We start from the raw sequence: 14494 nt of genomic DNA, 5'->3' as shown, positions 1-14494 counted from the left end.
GGAATTCGCCTTGAGTGACCTACCAAGTCCGGCAATCGATGCCGACGTTTCCCCCTATGATCGTCTCAAGGCGCTGGGCATAGTTCTTCCCCCGGCCCCGAGCCCGATCGCGAATTTCGTCACCCACATTCAGGAAGGCAATATGCTGTACCTGTCGGGGCAGGGACCGCGGGAAGAGGACGGGTACATGCACACCGGTAAGGTCGGCGCCTATGTAAGCGTCGAAGAGGCCTACAAGCACGCACGTCTCACTGGTATCAACCTGCTTGCGGTCATGCATTCGGCGCTAGGAGATTTGCGGCGCGTCAAACGCGTGGTGAAGCTTCTGGGCATGGTCAATGCAGTACCTGATTTTGCCGATCACCCATCCGTCATCAACGGATGCTCGGACTTGCTGATCAATGTGTTCGGGGAGGCCGGCAACCATGCCCGTTCAGCCGTCGGGTTCAGTTCTCTGCCTGGCAATATCACCGTGGAAATCGAGGCAATCATATCTTTGAAGGATTAGATCAGGAATGACTGCGCCAACCCATCACCGTTTCGATCCGTTCCGCCGAGGCTTTTACCTCGGCCGTATAGCGGTCGGGATTCTCGGCGATTTTCTGCTCGGGAAGAACAATGGAAATGGTCGCGATACAGGCGCCCTTGTCGTCGCAGATTGGAGAGGCAACGCACGCGACGGCATAATCGGATTCGCCCGCCTGTATGGAAATGCGTGCCTGCAGGGCTTGTTTGGCCGATTGCGACAAGACGGAGGGATCAATAACGGCACGTCCTGTCGGGGAAGATTTCGCGCAATGCTCGAACAGATCCAGCCGTTCCTGTTCCGGGAGATGTCCAACGAGCAGGCGGCCGGATGCCGTCCAATTGAGTGGGACGCGGGTGCCGACACGCGACGTCACCTGGAAATGACCTGGCCCATCAGCCATCGCGAGCACCATCATATGATCACCATCGCGGCCACAGACCTGCACCGTTTCGCCCGAAACGCGGCTGAGATTATGCATCTCGTGATTGGCCACATTGAGAAAATCCAGCGAGCGCGCATAGGCAAGACCGTAGTGATAAAGGCGCGCTCCGAGCCAGACAGTGCTGTCGCCGTTGCGCGACAGAAGGTTCTTTTCCACGAGATCGTCAATGATCACGTAAACCGTCGACAGCGGTGCGCCTATAGCCTTGGCTATCGCGTAGACGCCGGCCGGACTTCCTGTTTCATAGAGATAATCCAGAACCTGCAGGGCGCGATCGATACCGCTGACGCGCGAGCGCCTAGCGGGCGCATCAGCCGATTGCTGAATGCCGTCGGATGCGTCCATGTCTGATGCCTTCGCGTCCACTTTCAGGCTCCTGGTACAATCGATGAAGTTCTCTGGCGCATTATTACATTATAGCGGCATATATGCCAAGCAAGCGGAATACCTTTTGAGGAGAATATCATGACCGACTCTCATACGTCGCCCGACATCCGCCAGTCGCTTGGACTAAGGCCGGTTATCAATGTCTCGGGAACGATGACATCACTCGGGGCGTCCATCGTTGTGCCGGAGGCCATTACGGCGATGAATGCCATACTCCCGCAATTTGTGGAAATCAACGATCTCCATAAAAAGGCGAGCCCCGTGATAGCACGCCTGACCGGGGGCGAGGCAGGCTTTGTGACAGCGTCCTGTTCGGCGGGGATCAGTCTCGCCGTGGCTGCAACAATGACGGGAAGCGACCTCGCAGCTATCGAACGGCTGCCGGACACAACTGGGCTGAAGAGTGAGGTCATCATACAGATGGGCCATGTTGTCAGCTACGGGGCGCCGGTTGACCAGGGCATCCGGCTTCCAGGAGCCAAGCCAGTTCTCATCGGCCAAGCCACCTCGTGCCATCCCTACCACCTAGAGGGTGCCATCAATGAACGAACAGCCGCAGCCGTCTTCGTGGTTTCGCACCACACAGTCCAGTATGGTTTGATCGCCCTGAGGACGTTCGCCGAAATCTGTCATGCGCACGGCGTTCCGGTCATCGTTGATGCTGCGTCGGAGTACGACCTGAAGATATTTCTCGCCCAGGGCGCCGACATTGCGCTTTATTCTTCGCATAAATTTCTTGGCGGCCCGACTGGCGGCATTGTTGCCGGACGCAAGGACCTGGTTCGAAATGCCTTCCTTCAGAATATGGGCATTGGTCGGGGTATGAAACTGGGCAAGGAAAGCATCCTTGGTACCATCGCGGCACTTGAAGCTTGGGAAAAGCGCGATCATGCCGGTATCCGCGCAAAAGAAACCGGATATCTGAATTTATGGAAGCAGACGCTATCCGGCAAGCGCGGTATCGCCGCCGAGATTGAACCGGACCCGACCCACAATCCGCTTGACCGTCTAAAAGTGACAGTCATTCCAGAAGAAGCCCATATTACAGCTTGGGATTTCGCCGATGCACTAGCGAAGGGTGCACAGCCCATCATTGTGCGGGATCACGAAGCCGAGCATGGCTTTTTTTACATGGATCCGTGCAACCTGCATCCGGGTGAGGAGAAGATCGTGGCAAGGCGTCTTGAAGAGGAGCTTGGCAAGGCCCGAGCCTCGAATGATATCATCGCGACGCCATTGGAAGAACGCTACGCCCGCCGTATTGCCGGCATGATGCGCTGGCCCGATTGATCGAAGGATAGGAACATGGAAAACTACGTCGCCCCGGTTCTTTCGGTTTCAAACCTAACCACATCGTTTCTGACCGACGGCAAGTGGCGCCCTGTGGTGCGTGATGTCTCTTTTGATGTCAGGCCCGGAGAAACCGTGGCAATTGTGGGTGAGTCCGGATCGGGCAAGAGCGTCACGTCGCTTTCTATCATGCGACTTCTCCAGGGAGACAAGAGCCGCATCGAGGGGAAGATCATGCTGGGCGGAAAGGACATACTCGCCTTGCCGGAGAACCAGATGCGCGGCGTACGCGGCAATGACGTCGCCATGATCTTCCAGGAACCCATGACAAGTCTCAACCCGCTGTTCACAGTTGGCCAACAGATCAGCGAAGCACTGCTTTGCCATCACGCCATGTCGCGCGCCGAAGCGAAGGCGGAGACAATCCGGCTCCTCGAAAAGGTGCGGATACCTGCCGCGAAATCGCGATCCAATGAGTATCCACATCGCTTCTCGGGCGGAATGCGCCAGCGCGTGATGATTGCGATGGCGCTGGCAAGCAAACCAAAACTGCTTATCGCCGATGAACCGACCACAGCTCTGGACGTGACCATTCAGGGCCAGATCCTCGATCTTATAAAATTGTTGCAGGACGAGGAGGGTACCTCTGTTCTCTTTATCACCCACGATATGGGCGTAGTGGCGGAGATCGCCGACCGGACCGTGGTCATGTATAATGGCGAGGCGGTCGAAACCGGCAAGACCGAAGACATCTTCGCGCGGCCGCAGCATCCGTACACGCGTTCGCTGTTGTCGGCAGTTCCGGTTCTGGGCTCGATGAAAGGGCACGAGCGGCCTTTGCGATTTCCGGTGGTCGATCGCGCTACCGGCACATCCGACACGCCGGTCGAAGCGGCCGATACGGTGCAAGCGGGGGTCCAGCCGCTGCTCGAAGTACGCAATCTTACGACGCGTTTCAACATCCATTCCGGTATGTTCGGCCAGCTCGAGGGCAGAGTGCACGCTGTCGAAAACCTGTCCTTCACACTGCAGCCCGGTGAAACCTTGTCACTTGTCGGCGAGTCCGGCTGTGGCAAGTCGACGACAGGGCGCTCGATCATGCGCCTTGTTCAGGCCCAGGCCGGCGAAGTGCTCCTCAATGGTCAGGACATCCTGACCATGGACGCGAAGCAGTTGCGTGACATGCGCCGGACCATGCAGATGATATTCCAGGACCCGTTCGCCAGTTTAAATCCGCGCATGACCGTCGGCGCGGCCATTGCAGAGCCGTATCTGGAACACAAACTTGGAACCCGTGCCGAAGCACGTGAGCGCGTTGCCGATCTGCTCGAGCGAGTGGGTCTTGCCGCAGACATGGCGAGCCGCTATCCGCATGAATTTTCCGGCGGTCAGCGCCAGCGCGTCTGTATCGCCCGCGCATTGGCGCTTGACCCAAAGATCATCGTTGCGGATGAGTCTGTTTCGGCGCTCGACGTTTCGATCAAGGCGCAAGTCATCAACCTTCTGCTCGACCTCCAGGCAAGCCTCAACCTCGCTTATCTGTTCATCTCGCATGATATCGCCGTGGTCGAACGCGTCAGTCACCGTATCGCCGTCATGTATCTGGGCGAAATCGTCGAGATCGGGCCCCGCGCCGCGATCTTTGAAAATCCGCAACATCCCTATACCAAAAGGCTGATTGCAGCCGTACCCGTTCCAGATCCTTCGCGAAGGGGTGTCAAGCGGCCTGCCTCCAGTGACGAGATTAAAAGCCCCGTCCGGGCTCCGGACTACGTGGTTCCGCTCCGCCACTACGCCGAAGTCGCGTCAGGGCATCTGGTTCAGATCTGATTTGATCCGGGCTTGAGACATTCATCCGATCGTGAGATGACACTGCCAGAGTTGCCCGCAGCATAGAGCAGGATTCGTCATGACCAAGGCTTTCATCGACCACCTTTCTTCCGAACTCGCGGGACTGAAACAGTCCGGGCTTTACAAGACCGAGCGCGTCATAACTTCGAAACAAGCGGGACAGATCGTTGTAGATTCAGGCGCAAAGGTACTCAACTTCTGCGCCAACAATTATCTTGGGCTTGCCGACAACGAAGAACTTGCAGCAGCGGGCAAGGCAGCACTCGACCGTTATGGCTATGGGATGGCCTCGGTGCGGTTCATCTGCGGCACCCAGGAAGAACATAAGCAGCTCGAAGCCCGCATCTCCAGCTTCCTCGGCCTCGACGACACCATTCTTTATTCCAGCTGCTTCGATGCCAATGGCGGTCTGTTCGAAACGTTGCTTGCCGAAGAAGATGCAATCATTTCCGATGCACTCAATCACGCCTCGATCATCGACGGCGTGCGTCTGTCCAAGGCGAAACGCTTCCGGTACGCCAATAATGACATGGCAGCGCTGGAGGAAGAACTGAAGAAAGCCGAGAGTAGCCGCTTCAAGATGATCGCTACCGACGGCGTATTTTCGATGGACGGTATCATTGCGAATTTGCAGGGAGTCTGTGATCTTGCCGAAAAATATGGCGCCTTGGTCATGGTGGACGATAGCCATGCGGTCGGTTTCGTCGGCGAAAACGGTCGCGGCTCTGCCGAGCATTGCGGCGTCGAAGGTCGCGTCGATATTATTACCGGCACGTTGGGTAAGGCGCTTGGCGGCGCGTCGGGCGGCTACACGTCCGGCAAGCGCGAGGTGGTCGACTGGCTGCGTCAGCGCTCGCGGCCCTATCTTTTTTCGAACACCCTCGCTCCCGTAATTGCAGCAGCATCGCTGAAAGTGTTTGATCTGATTGAGCAGGGCGCGGACCTGCGCGCTCGTCTCAGCGCCAATGCCGCCCATTTTCGTCGTGATATGACAAGGCTTGGCTTCAATTTGGCCGGTGCTGATCACCCCATTATTCCGGTGATGCTTGGCGAAGCCACGCTGGCGCAGGAGATGGCTTCACGCATGCTGGAGAAGGGCGTCTATGTCATCGGTTTTGCCTTTCCGGTGGTGCCGAAAGGCCAAGCTCGCATTCGCACGCAAATGTCTGCCGCCCATACCACCGAAGACGTCGCTCGCGTGATCGAGGTTTTTGCTGAAGTCGGGCGTGATCTCGGCGTCATAAAATAGGATAGAACCATGTCGAACATGATGAAGGCACTGGTCAAGGCGAAGGCCGAACCTGGAATCTGGATGCAACGCGTTCCGGTCCCGGAGCCTGGTCCTAACGACGTGCTGATACGAGTTAAAAAGTCTGCCATTTGCGGCACTGACGTCCATATCTACAACTGGGACAAATGGGCTGAAGCTACGATCCCGGTGCCGATGGTCGTGGGTCACGAGTTCAGCGGCGAAATCGCCGAGATCGGCTCGTCGGTGACCAAATACAACGTGGGACAGCGTGTATCGGGAGAAGGTCATATCGTTTGCGGCATTTGCCGCAATTGCCGCGCAGGCAGGGGACATCTTTGCCGCAACACGCTTGGTGTCGGCGTACATCGTCCTGGTTCCTTTGGCGAGTATGTCTGCATTCCGGAAGACAATGTAGTGCCGATTCCAGATGATATTTCGGATGAAATCGCCGCAATATTCGATCCTTTCGGCAATGCCGTGCATACAGCTCTGAGCTTCGATCTTGTTGGAGAAGATGTGCTCGTTACCGGTGCGGGCCCAATCGGTATCATGGGGGCACTGGTCGCAAAGCGATCAGGAGCCCGCAAGGTTGTCATCACCGATATCAACCCGGCGCGCCTCGCCCTCGCGCGCAAACTCGGGATAGATCATGTGGTCGATGCATCGGTGCAAAATCTCGCCGATGTCATGAAGGACATCGGCATGACTGAAGGTTTCGATGTCGGTCTTGAAATGTCAGGGGCAGCACCAGCATTTCGGGACATGATCGACAAGATGAACAATGGCGGCAAGATCGCCATTCTCGGCATCGCACCGACCGGTTTCGAGATTGACTGGAACAAGGTAATCTTCAAGATGCTAAATCTCAAAGGCATCTATGGCCGCGAAATGTTCGAGACCTGGTACAAGATGATCGCGTTTGTCCAAGGCGGCCTTGATCTGTCACCCATTATCACACACAGGCTGCCAATCGACGATTTTCAGACCGGCTTTGACGCGATGCGCTCCGGAAGCTCCGGCAAAGTTGTCCTGAGCTGGTAAGTTAGGGAAGTTCCATAACCGACGTTATGCCTCAATCTGCGTCAAGCGGGATGGGTTCAAGGATGAAGTGCAACTTGATAGCTTATGGTCAATGGGCAACGCTGTCGTTTGGCCTTTCGTCGTATCCACTCGTAAGTCATACTGTCGCCATTCAGTCCCCGCGCAAGGTGTGAACAGTCCATACGATTCGGGCAATTCGCCGCGGAGGTGTGCACGAACAATGTGTGATAATGGTTAGTTATATTTTGCCGATGACACGGGGACGTCGATGGAGCGCCTGGATCACAAGCTCGACTGTAAGTCCTGCGGTACTATCTATCTCAAGATTCCCGATGAGGTGCGCCTCATCACGCCGATTGAATGTACCTTGTGTGGCCAATTCCTTGGCTACTGGGGGGAGTTGTCGCGGGATTTTGACCGTCAAGGCGGACAGGAAGGTATTTTCGAGATGAAAGAGGGCCAAATTCTACGCAAAGCATAGATTGGAGCACGCCTTCTGCCATCTTTGCGCGGCTGCAATGAGATCGTGACGGTCACGTTCATTATTCGCTCCGCGGTTTGTGGAAATGATGTCAGATATCACACATTGAATGGTCGAATTACTACGATCCTCGTCCATTCAATAGAGACATTGTCCACATCATCGATCAGTGGTCACAATACGCAACCGCCTGGCGTGTTTCGCCGGAGGAATTCCAAAGATGCGTGAATAGTCGCGACTGAACTGCGAGGGACTGTCATACCCGACGTGGAAGCCGGCACTGGCTGCGTCCATGGCGCTGCTCACCATCAGCCGGCGCGCTTCCTGTATGCGCAACTGGGTTCGGAACTCGATCGGGCTCATTGCGGTGACAGCCCTGAAGTGCTGGTGGAAAGAAGAGCGGCTCATCCCCGCAATCTCCGCAGCCTCCTCGATGCGGCAGGCTTCCTGAAAATGCTTTCGGAGCCACACGATGGCGCGCGCGACTTGGCTAAGTCGGCTGTCGGCCTGTGTCATGTGCCGGATGACAATGCCTCCGGACCCGGTCAGAAGCCGATACAGGATTTCGCTGATCGTAAGCGGGGCCAGCGCCTCGATGTCGCGTGGCTCGTCGAGCAGGCTCGCCAGCCGAACGACCGCGTCCAGCATGGCTGGATTGGTTTGATTGAGCGTCAAGCCCATTGCAAGGGCGACGGGTTCGTCTGGGGCGAGCGGATGCCGAGCAGCGAGTTCCCCGAGCACTGGCAAGTCAAGGTCGAGTTGGAGGCTGAGATACGGCTCCGCTTTGGTGGCTTCGATCACAGATCCCATGACCGGCAGGCCGACGGAAGCAACAAGATATCTTGCCGGATCATAAATGTAGGCTGTCGTTCCCAGTGCCGCCTGCTTGCGCCCTTGTGCGACGAAGCAGACTGTCGGCTCATAAATCACAGGCATAGGCATCGTCGGCGTGGACGATCGAAGAAGCTTCACGCCCGGAATCGCGCCATCGAACGTTCCATCGTGCGGTGCATGCCGAGCGATTATATCGATTAACATCTTTAGTCTGGTCATTTCCTTTTATCCCACAGACCCCAGTCGCAAAAAAGAGTTGAGCGGCGACAATCGGATGATCGTGCAAGAATTTTGGAAACGTTGACTACCTCTCTCGCACTGATCAGCAGCAAATAGGGGTGCATCGAACGACATTACAAGGAGCGTCTCAATATGACTGCACCATCTTCTCTAGACCACTACCGGCTGCTTGGCCGGTCCGGCCTACGCGTTTCGCCACTGGCGCTCGGCACCATGACCTTTGGTCAGGATTGGGGCTGGGGCGCCGATCCGTGCGAGGCCAAGCGCATCTTCGACGCCTATAGCGATCGCGGTGGTAACTTCGTCGATACGTCCGTCAACTACACCAATGGCGCGTCGGAGCGCATCCTCGGCAGCCTCGTCAAGGACAAGAGCGAGCGCACCGTCATTGCCACCAAGTTCACCATGGCACGCGATCCCGCCAATGTGAATTCCGGCGGCAATCACCGTCTCAATCTCGTGCGCTCCGTTGAAACTAGCCTTCGCCAGCTCGACACAGATCGCATCGATCTTTTCTACCTCCACGTCTGGGACTTCACGACGACACCTGAGGAGGTCCTGCGGGCGCTTGATGATCTCGTCCGATCCGGTAAAATCCTCTATGTCGGCATCTGCAACACGCCTGCATGGCGGGTAGCGCAAATGCAGACGCTAGCTGACCTGCGCGGGTGGTCGCCCTTTGTCGCCCTGCAGATCGGATACAGCCTAGTCGAGCGGACCGTCGAGCACGAGTTGCTGCCAATGGCGCAGGCGATGGGACTTGGGGTTCTCCCGTGGTCACCCCTCGGCGGCGGTATCCTTACCGGCAAGTACAGCCGCGCCGACCTGTCGGATGACAATAATGCGAACGTCTCCGCGACGCGCAAGGGGGTAATCGCCTCTTCGGGCCATCTTAATGAACACTCCTTGCTGGTCGCAGACATCGTAGGCGACGTCGCCAAAGAACTCGGCGCCTCGTGCTCGCAGGTCGCGCTTGCCTGGACATTGCAAAATCCAGCTGTAGTCTCACCAGTCATGGGAGCGCGCACCCTGAAGCAGGCTGAGGACAATTTCGGAGCGCTGAGCGTTGCGTTTACCGACGATCACCTCGATCGACTGAATCGGGCGAGCGCGGTTCCGCCAATTTTCCCGGAGAACTTCATCGGCAGGCCGATGGGTCAGCAGTTGATCTTTGGCACGTCTACGGTCGAAAGCAGGAGATGACGCCATGATATTTACCATTCTCACCAAGGGAAGGACCATTCTCGTCGTTGGCACTCTGTTTTGCTTAACATCCCACCCGGCAACATCGCAGGCTGAGTCGACTACGAACTCGCAAGAAGTGCAGGCGAAGCGCAACAAACAAATAGTCACTGCAGCGTTCGATCGCTGGGCGGATGGCAGCTCGGACTTCTTCAACGAGATGCTCGCGCCAGACATCGAATGGACGGTTGAAGGATCAGGGCCGAACGCGGCCACTTACCGGGGTCGTGAGGCATTCATGTCAGGCGCAGTACGCCCCTTCGTCAGTCGCTTGCGTATACCGGTGCGTCCGTTGTCCAAACGGCTTTGGGCAGATGGCGATCATGTCATCATCAATTGGGAAGGCGAAGCCATCGCCCAAGACGGTCGCCCATATCGAAACCGCTATGTGTGGATATTCCGCATGGCAGGAGGCAAGGCCACCGAGGTCAACGCGTTCCTTGACCTCGCGCCTTATGACGACGTGCTACGGCGCATCCCGGCACCCGGGGAAGAAGGCGCGCAATGACAGACAATCTGATTTTGGCACGCCGGCTTGCGGCGCTCGCCGGAGTGACTTTCACCGCCGCCTTCGGTGTCGCCCCGCTCACGCAGTTGGGCGCGGCGAGCGCTGACCAGTTCGCAACAACAGCACAGGACAAGAAGATGAAACACCACACCTATGTCGGCATGTGGGTCACTGCCGACGGCATTATCAGGCAGGAACTACTAAGTAACGGGCGATACGATGAAGCGCGCGGAACACGCAAGAGCTCATATCAGGGACGATACGAAATCAGAGGAAACCGCATCGACTACTGGGATGATACTGGCTTCACCGCCGACGGCACGTTCGTTGGCCAGGACGAGCTCCATCATGGCGGAATGATCTTCTATCGCGAGAGATAAGTAGATATTGCTGGCTCTGAGGGATCGGAAGGGTGCCGGACGGAGGTGGTCGCACGGATAATTTACAGAACGCGTCATTTGCCCGGACCAGTTTTTAGGAGCCACCTAGCGGCGCTGGCAGACATGGCATTAACATCCAAGACAAAATTCAGCCTCGAAACGCGCGCAAGCAAGGTTATACAATCAAGGAGAACTGATGTTTGACCACGTCAAATTCGGAGTCAGCGACTATTCGGCGAGCAAAGCGTTTTTCCTCAAAGCACTAGAACCGCTCGGAGTAGCCGTTGTCTCGGAGGGGACGCCGACATACGGTGTCGAGCTTAGCCCACAGGGCAAGGCCTCGTTGTGCCTGTACAAAACCGAGGAGAAACCGGCGCACCTTCACCTTGCGTTCACCGCTGAGGATCGTCAGCAAGTGGAAGCTTTCTACCGCGCGGCTCTGGAGGCGGGAGGTAACGATAATGGCGCGCCAGGTCTGCGCCCACACTACCACGCGAACTACTATGCGGCTTTCGTCATTGGTCCAGATGGGCACAACATCGAAGTGGTTTGCCACAAACCCGAGGCTTGACTCTTCCATTAGGCAGGCCACGGACGGGTTGCTCCTTCCCGAGACCACTCGACGAAAAGCTGAAGCCGTTAACCTGCAGGACCCGTATAACCGATCGCATTTGGCCCGCCGTTCATCTGTCTAAGTTTCGTTATATACTGTTGGGGGCGCATCAAGTGACCCGGGGTCTTGTAGCCCATCGAGCGCGCGATCTCCCCGACGAAAGCATTGCAATTGTAAACGGTCGCTTGCCAGAAACGGGATCGCGCCTGCAACTTGCGTATATATGCAACGACTGTACGATATTCGGTTTCGTTCAACATGACCCGCCAGCTTGCCGACTTGTAACGGTCCTCCAGATCACCGTCACTTGCCCCGGTCTCGGCTGGTACGGGTATATAATGACCTAGAACGTAGGGAACTGGGCTGTTTGAGGCGGGGTGGAGTCCAGCCACGTCCTTGTCGATCATCTGACCGGCTTTATTGAGCCGGCCAAACATTACATATGAATGGCCATAGGTGAGAGCATAGCGGGAGCGGAACTCAATGAAATACCGCCCCTCTCCCGCTTGCTGCAATGCTTGTGTACTGGTGCGAGCCCGCGACGTCGCCGTTACATGCCCTGAACCCTGGTTGTTGTAAGACACTACATTGGGTTTTATTTGCGCGTTCGGCGCACATCCAGCAAGCACAACCATTCCCAATGCGAGCAACCACAACCGGCCATTCAACAACATCATACCATCCTCACCACCTTGAGCGCTTTATCAGCGCCAATTGACGGCGGCCGATGACACCCATAGGTGCCGGCGACTTTGTTCGACGGAGACAGGAAAGCAAATACTTTCCCACAGCACAGAAAGGGGTATTATTTATAGACTGGCGCCGCTGCCGGTTCTTCCATCGGCGGGGGAGCTTTCCCCTTACCAATCGATCCGCAGGCGCTCAAACTGAAAACTGAAAGTACGGCAGCTACGGTGATCAGAATTCTCTTCATCAGATATTCCTTTCCTCAAGTTAAGTAGGCCTAACAACCGCAGACTACCACAAATAGTAGTTGTTGCTAATACCCGCTGGGCGGAAACACACGGATCGTGTCACATTTGTCACAATCCTGCTCTTGCCACGGAAAATCTGTACATGCTGGTTGTTATATGATCAGGACTGGCGTCCCCAGCGGCGTACGTTCGTAAAGGTAAAGGGCATCTTCGTTGGTGAGCCGGATGCATCCGTTGGAAACAGCTTGACCGATCAGCCAAGGCTGGTTTGTGCCGTGAAGACGGAACATCGTGTCGCGCCCATTCCGATAGAGATAGAGGGCACAAGCACCCAGCGGATTATTGGGCCCTCCCGGTACGCCTCCTGCATACTGCGCGAGGTGCGGCTTTCGCTGGATCATACGTGTCGTTGGTGTCCATGAGGGCCATTCTTCCTTCCGCCCAATGGTCGCCCTGCCCTTCATCGTCAGCCCCTCCTCGCCGACCGATATGCCATATCGGGTTGCCGAACCGTTTTCCTCAACGGCGTAAAGGAACCGCTCATAGGTGTTAACGACAATCGTACCGGGCGCCTCGGATCCGGTATAAGCAACGCGCTGCCGTCGCAGACGACGATCCAGGTAGGGGCGTCCTCCCAAGCCAAACGAGAACGGCTGCCAAGTTTCACGGGCTGGGGAACAGCCAGCCACCATCAGAACCAGTCCAGACAAAACCAAACCACGACGCGTCAATTTCGCATTCTTCATCTTATCCCAGCCCTGCACCGCCCAGCACCACTGCGCATTACCCTAACATTCCAACACCTCTTGGCCAAGTCGTGGCGACACCGCCAGGTAAAAAGGGTGCCTCGGGCAGTGAAAGTATCCAAGAATCAACAATCGCCATGGCCGTCCCCGTCGTCCCTGCCCAAGAGATTTGTTGAGCTTCCACGGAAGATTGCGCCAGTATTCTCTCGTGCCCAGAAGGGCGTTGAAATTAAGGAACTTAAGCAAGGCACCGGGGTTAGAGAAGTGGTTGGCGCCGGAGCAGACGGCGCCCTTTTGCGCCAAGCGATAACGCGCTGATCGCCGCAAGTTCCTGACAGGAGGTATTCGTGGTCGCAAATAGACAAAGTCCTCAAGGGACTCCGAGCAGCGATGAGCTGCTGCGGCTGGTCATCGAGAGCGCCAAGGACTACGCGATCTTTTCCATGGATCCCAACGGAATAGTCACAAGCTGGAATTCCGGCGCAGAGCGGGTGCTCGGCTATAGCGACGAGGAAATGATCGGTCACTCGGCTGACGTTATTTTCACACCCGAAGACAGGGAGGCGGGCGTTCCGGACGAGGAGCGGATGCACGCCCAAGTACACGGTCGGGCCGAGGATGACCGTTGGCAGGTGCGCAGCGATGGCTCATATCTCTTCGCCTCGGGCCTGACCATGCCACTGGAGGACAGGAGTCTCGGGTTCGTTAAAATCTTACGCGACAGAACGGAACAGCATCAGGCAGAAGCACGCCTGAGGGAAAACGAAGAGCGCTTTCGGATCCTCGCAACCAGCATTCCGCAACTCGTATTCCGCTCACGCGGCGATGGCAACAGGACATGGGGCAGCCCGCAATGGGTTGAATTTACCGGGCTCAGCCTTAAGGAAAGTGTCGGCTTCGGTTGGCTTGATGCCATTCACCCCGACGACCACGAACTGACACACTCGGCTTGGCGAGATGCTGCAACAACTGGTGACTACTATGTGGAACATCGCGTACGCCGACAGTCAGACGGCGAATTTCGATGGCATCAAACGCGTGCGCGCCGCGTCGAGGGCGATGAGATCATGAGCGGAGACTGGGTTGGCACCATGACGGACGTTCACGATCTACGTGGCCTGAAGGACCGGCAGCAGATGTTGATGGCAGAGCTTCAGCACCGCACACGCAACCTGCTTGCCGTCGTCCAGTCGATCGCCAATCAAACGCTCCGCACGAGTACATCGCTGGAGACATTCGGTTCGGAATATTCAAGCCGGTTGCGTGCTCTTGGCCGCGTGCAGGGTCTTCTTGCCCGAGCCGAGGCAAATGTCGACCTGCGCGACATCGTCAATTCCGAGCTTGCGGCACATGTAAATTCGTCCAAAGAGGATAATATCCGCATTGAAGGCCAGTCGGTAGCGCTGCCAGCAGCTTCTGCCCAGGCACTGGGTCTCGCGCTGCATGAGCTTGCAACAAATGCGGTAAAGCACGGCGCGCTCGCTCAGGACGATGGAAAGCTTGACGTGGTCTGGAAAGTATCACCAGACGGACGAGTCACGCTGAATTGGAACGAGAGCGGCGTGAATATGCCAAACAAGGAGCGGCCAAAGCGTAAAGGTTATGGCAGTGAATTGATCGAACGCGCATTGCCATATCAGCTCAACGCTGAAACCAAGCTTGAATTTGCGACCGACGGTGTCCGGTGCGCAATAACAGTTTCCGCTGGTCAATCTTGAATGGA

16 protein-coding genes are annotated in these 14494 nt (G+C 56.6%); 11 read left to right on the top strand and 5 right to left on the bottom strand.

Annotated features, from left to right (window positions below; all coding sequences use genetic code 11):
• The first annotated feature begins 10 nt into the window (after nucleotides 1–10).
• On the top strand, nucleotides 11–508 hold the full coding sequence (locus CU100_RS20375; RefSeq protein ID WP_245419143.1) for a RidA family protein: 498 nt from the start codon (nucleotides 11–13) through the stop codon (nucleotides 506–508).
• A 1-nt stretch (nucleotide 509) separates the two neighbouring features.
• Here CU100_RS20375 and CU100_RS20370 read toward each other — a convergent pair whose 3' ends face one another.
• Nucleotides 510–1316: an IclR family transcriptional regulator gene (locus CU100_RS20370; protein ID WP_106718415.1), complete on the bottom strand. Its 807-nt coding sequence runs from the start codon at nucleotides 1314–1316 to the stop codon at nucleotides 510–512.
• 120 nt (nucleotides 1317–1436) lie between these two features.
• Between CU100_RS20370 and CU100_RS20365 the strand changes: the two genes are divergently transcribed.
• From CU100_RS20365 to CU100_RS20345, 5 genes are all read left to right on the top strand, one after another.
• Nucleotides 1437–2648 (top strand): aminotransferase class V-fold PLP-dependent enzyme, encoded by a 1212-nt coding sequence (locus CU100_RS20365; RefSeq protein WP_106718414.1) that lies wholly within the window; start codon nucleotides 1437–1439, stop codon nucleotides 2646–2648.
• Between the two features lie 15 nt (nucleotides 2649–2663).
• Nucleotides 2664–4478 (top strand): ABC transporter ATP-binding protein, encoded by a 1815-nt coding sequence (locus CU100_RS20360; protein ID WP_106718413.1) that lies wholly within the window; start codon nucleotides 2664–2666, stop codon nucleotides 4476–4478.
• A 79-nt stretch (nucleotides 4479–4557) separates the two neighbouring features.
• On the top strand, nucleotides 4558–5748 hold the full coding sequence (locus CU100_RS20355; protein ID WP_106718412.1) for a glycine C-acetyltransferase: 1191 nt from the start codon (nucleotides 4558–4560) through the stop codon (nucleotides 5746–5748).
• A 9-nt stretch (nucleotides 5749–5757) separates the two neighbouring features.
• On the top strand, nucleotides 5758–6792 hold the full coding sequence (gene tdh, locus CU100_RS20350; RefSeq protein WP_106718411.1) for an L-threonine 3-dehydrogenase: 1035 nt from the start codon (nucleotides 5758–5760) through the stop codon (nucleotides 6790–6792).
• Between the two features lie 268 nt (nucleotides 6793–7060).
• A complete protein-coding gene (locus CU100_RS20345; RefSeq protein ID WP_106718410.1) occupies nucleotides 7061–7273 on the top strand; it encodes a hypothetical protein in 213 nt (70 codons plus the stop codon).
• Nucleotides 7274–7432: 159 nt separating this feature from the next.
• On the opposite strand, the gene CU100_RS20340 is transcribed toward CU100_RS20345, so the two are convergent.
• On the bottom strand, nucleotides 7433–8326 hold the full coding sequence (locus CU100_RS20340; RefSeq protein WP_106718409.1) for an AraC family transcriptional regulator: 894 nt from the start codon (nucleotides 8324–8326) through the stop codon (nucleotides 7433–7435).
• A gap of 153 nt (nucleotides 8327–8479) precedes the next feature.
• Here CU100_RS20340 and CU100_RS20335 point away from each other — a divergent pair, with 153 nt between their 5' ends.
• The 4 genes from CU100_RS20335 to CU100_RS20320 all read left to right on the top strand — a co-directional run bounded on the left by CU100_RS20335 (nucleotide 8480) and on the right by CU100_RS20320 (nucleotide 11048).
• Nucleotides 8480–9550: an aldo/keto reductase gene (locus tag CU100_RS20335; protein ID WP_106718408.1), complete on the top strand. Its 1071-nt coding sequence runs from the start codon at nucleotides 8480–8482 to the stop codon at nucleotides 9548–9550.
• Between the two features lie 4 nt (nucleotides 9551–9554).
• Complete coding sequence (locus CU100_RS20330; protein ID WP_106718407.1) at nucleotides 9555–10097, top strand: nuclear transport factor 2 family protein; 543 nt, start codon at nucleotides 9555–9557, stop codon at nucleotides 10095–10097.
• Nucleotides 10094–10477 carry an Atu4866 domain-containing protein gene (locus tag CU100_RS20325; protein ID WP_106718406.1) on the top strand — a complete coding sequence of 128 codons (384 nt, stop codon included), beginning with the start codon at nucleotides 10094–10096 and terminating at the stop codon, nucleotides 10475–10477. Before CU100_RS20330 ends, CU100_RS20325 begins: the two co-directional genes overlap by 4 nt.
• 196 nt (nucleotides 10478–10673) lie before the next feature.
• Nucleotides 10674–11048, top strand: coding sequence for a VOC family protein (locus tag CU100_RS20320; RefSeq protein WP_106718405.1), 375 nt, complete (start codon nucleotides 10674–10676; stop codon nucleotides 11046–11048).
• Nucleotides 11049–11116: 68 nt separating this feature from the next.
• Here the strand turns inward: CU100_RS20320 and CU100_RS20315 are convergent, their stop codons facing one another.
• The 3 genes from CU100_RS20315 to CU100_RS20305 form a co-directional block, all read right to left on the bottom strand.
• Nucleotides 11117–11767, bottom strand: coding sequence for a hypothetical protein (locus tag CU100_RS20315; RefSeq protein WP_106718404.1), 651 nt, complete (start codon nucleotides 11765–11767; stop codon nucleotides 11117–11119).
• 128 nt (nucleotides 11768–11895) lie between these two features.
• The gene (locus CU100_RS20310) at nucleotides 11896–12024 is read right to left on the bottom strand and encodes an ABC transporter (RefSeq protein WP_106718403.1); all 129 of its coding nucleotides are present in this window, start codon (nucleotides 12022–12024) and stop codon (nucleotides 11896–11898) included.
• Nucleotides 12025–12177: 153 nt separating this feature from the next.
• A complete protein-coding gene (locus tag CU100_RS20305) occupies nucleotides 12178–12771 on the bottom strand; it encodes a L,D-transpeptidase (protein ID WP_106718402.1) in 594 nt (197 codons plus the stop codon).
• Nucleotides 12772–13118: 347 nt separating this feature from the next.
• On the opposite strand from CU100_RS20305, the gene CU100_RS20300 reads away from it, so the two are divergent.
• On the top strand, nucleotides 13119–14489 hold the full coding sequence (locus CU100_RS20300) for a sensor histidine kinase (RefSeq protein WP_106718401.1): 1371 nt from the start codon (nucleotides 13119–13121) through the stop codon (nucleotides 14487–14489).
• Nucleotides 14490–14494 lie beyond the last annotated feature (5 nt).

The sequence above is a fragment of the Phyllobacterium endophyticum genome, assembly GCF_003010935.1.
Classification (GTDB): Bacteria; Pseudomonadota; Alphaproteobacteria; order Rhizobiales; family Rhizobiaceae; genus Phyllobacterium; species Phyllobacterium endophyticum.
Note: the sequence above shows the minus strand (reverse complement) of the source record. Positions and strands in the feature narration are given on the sequence as shown.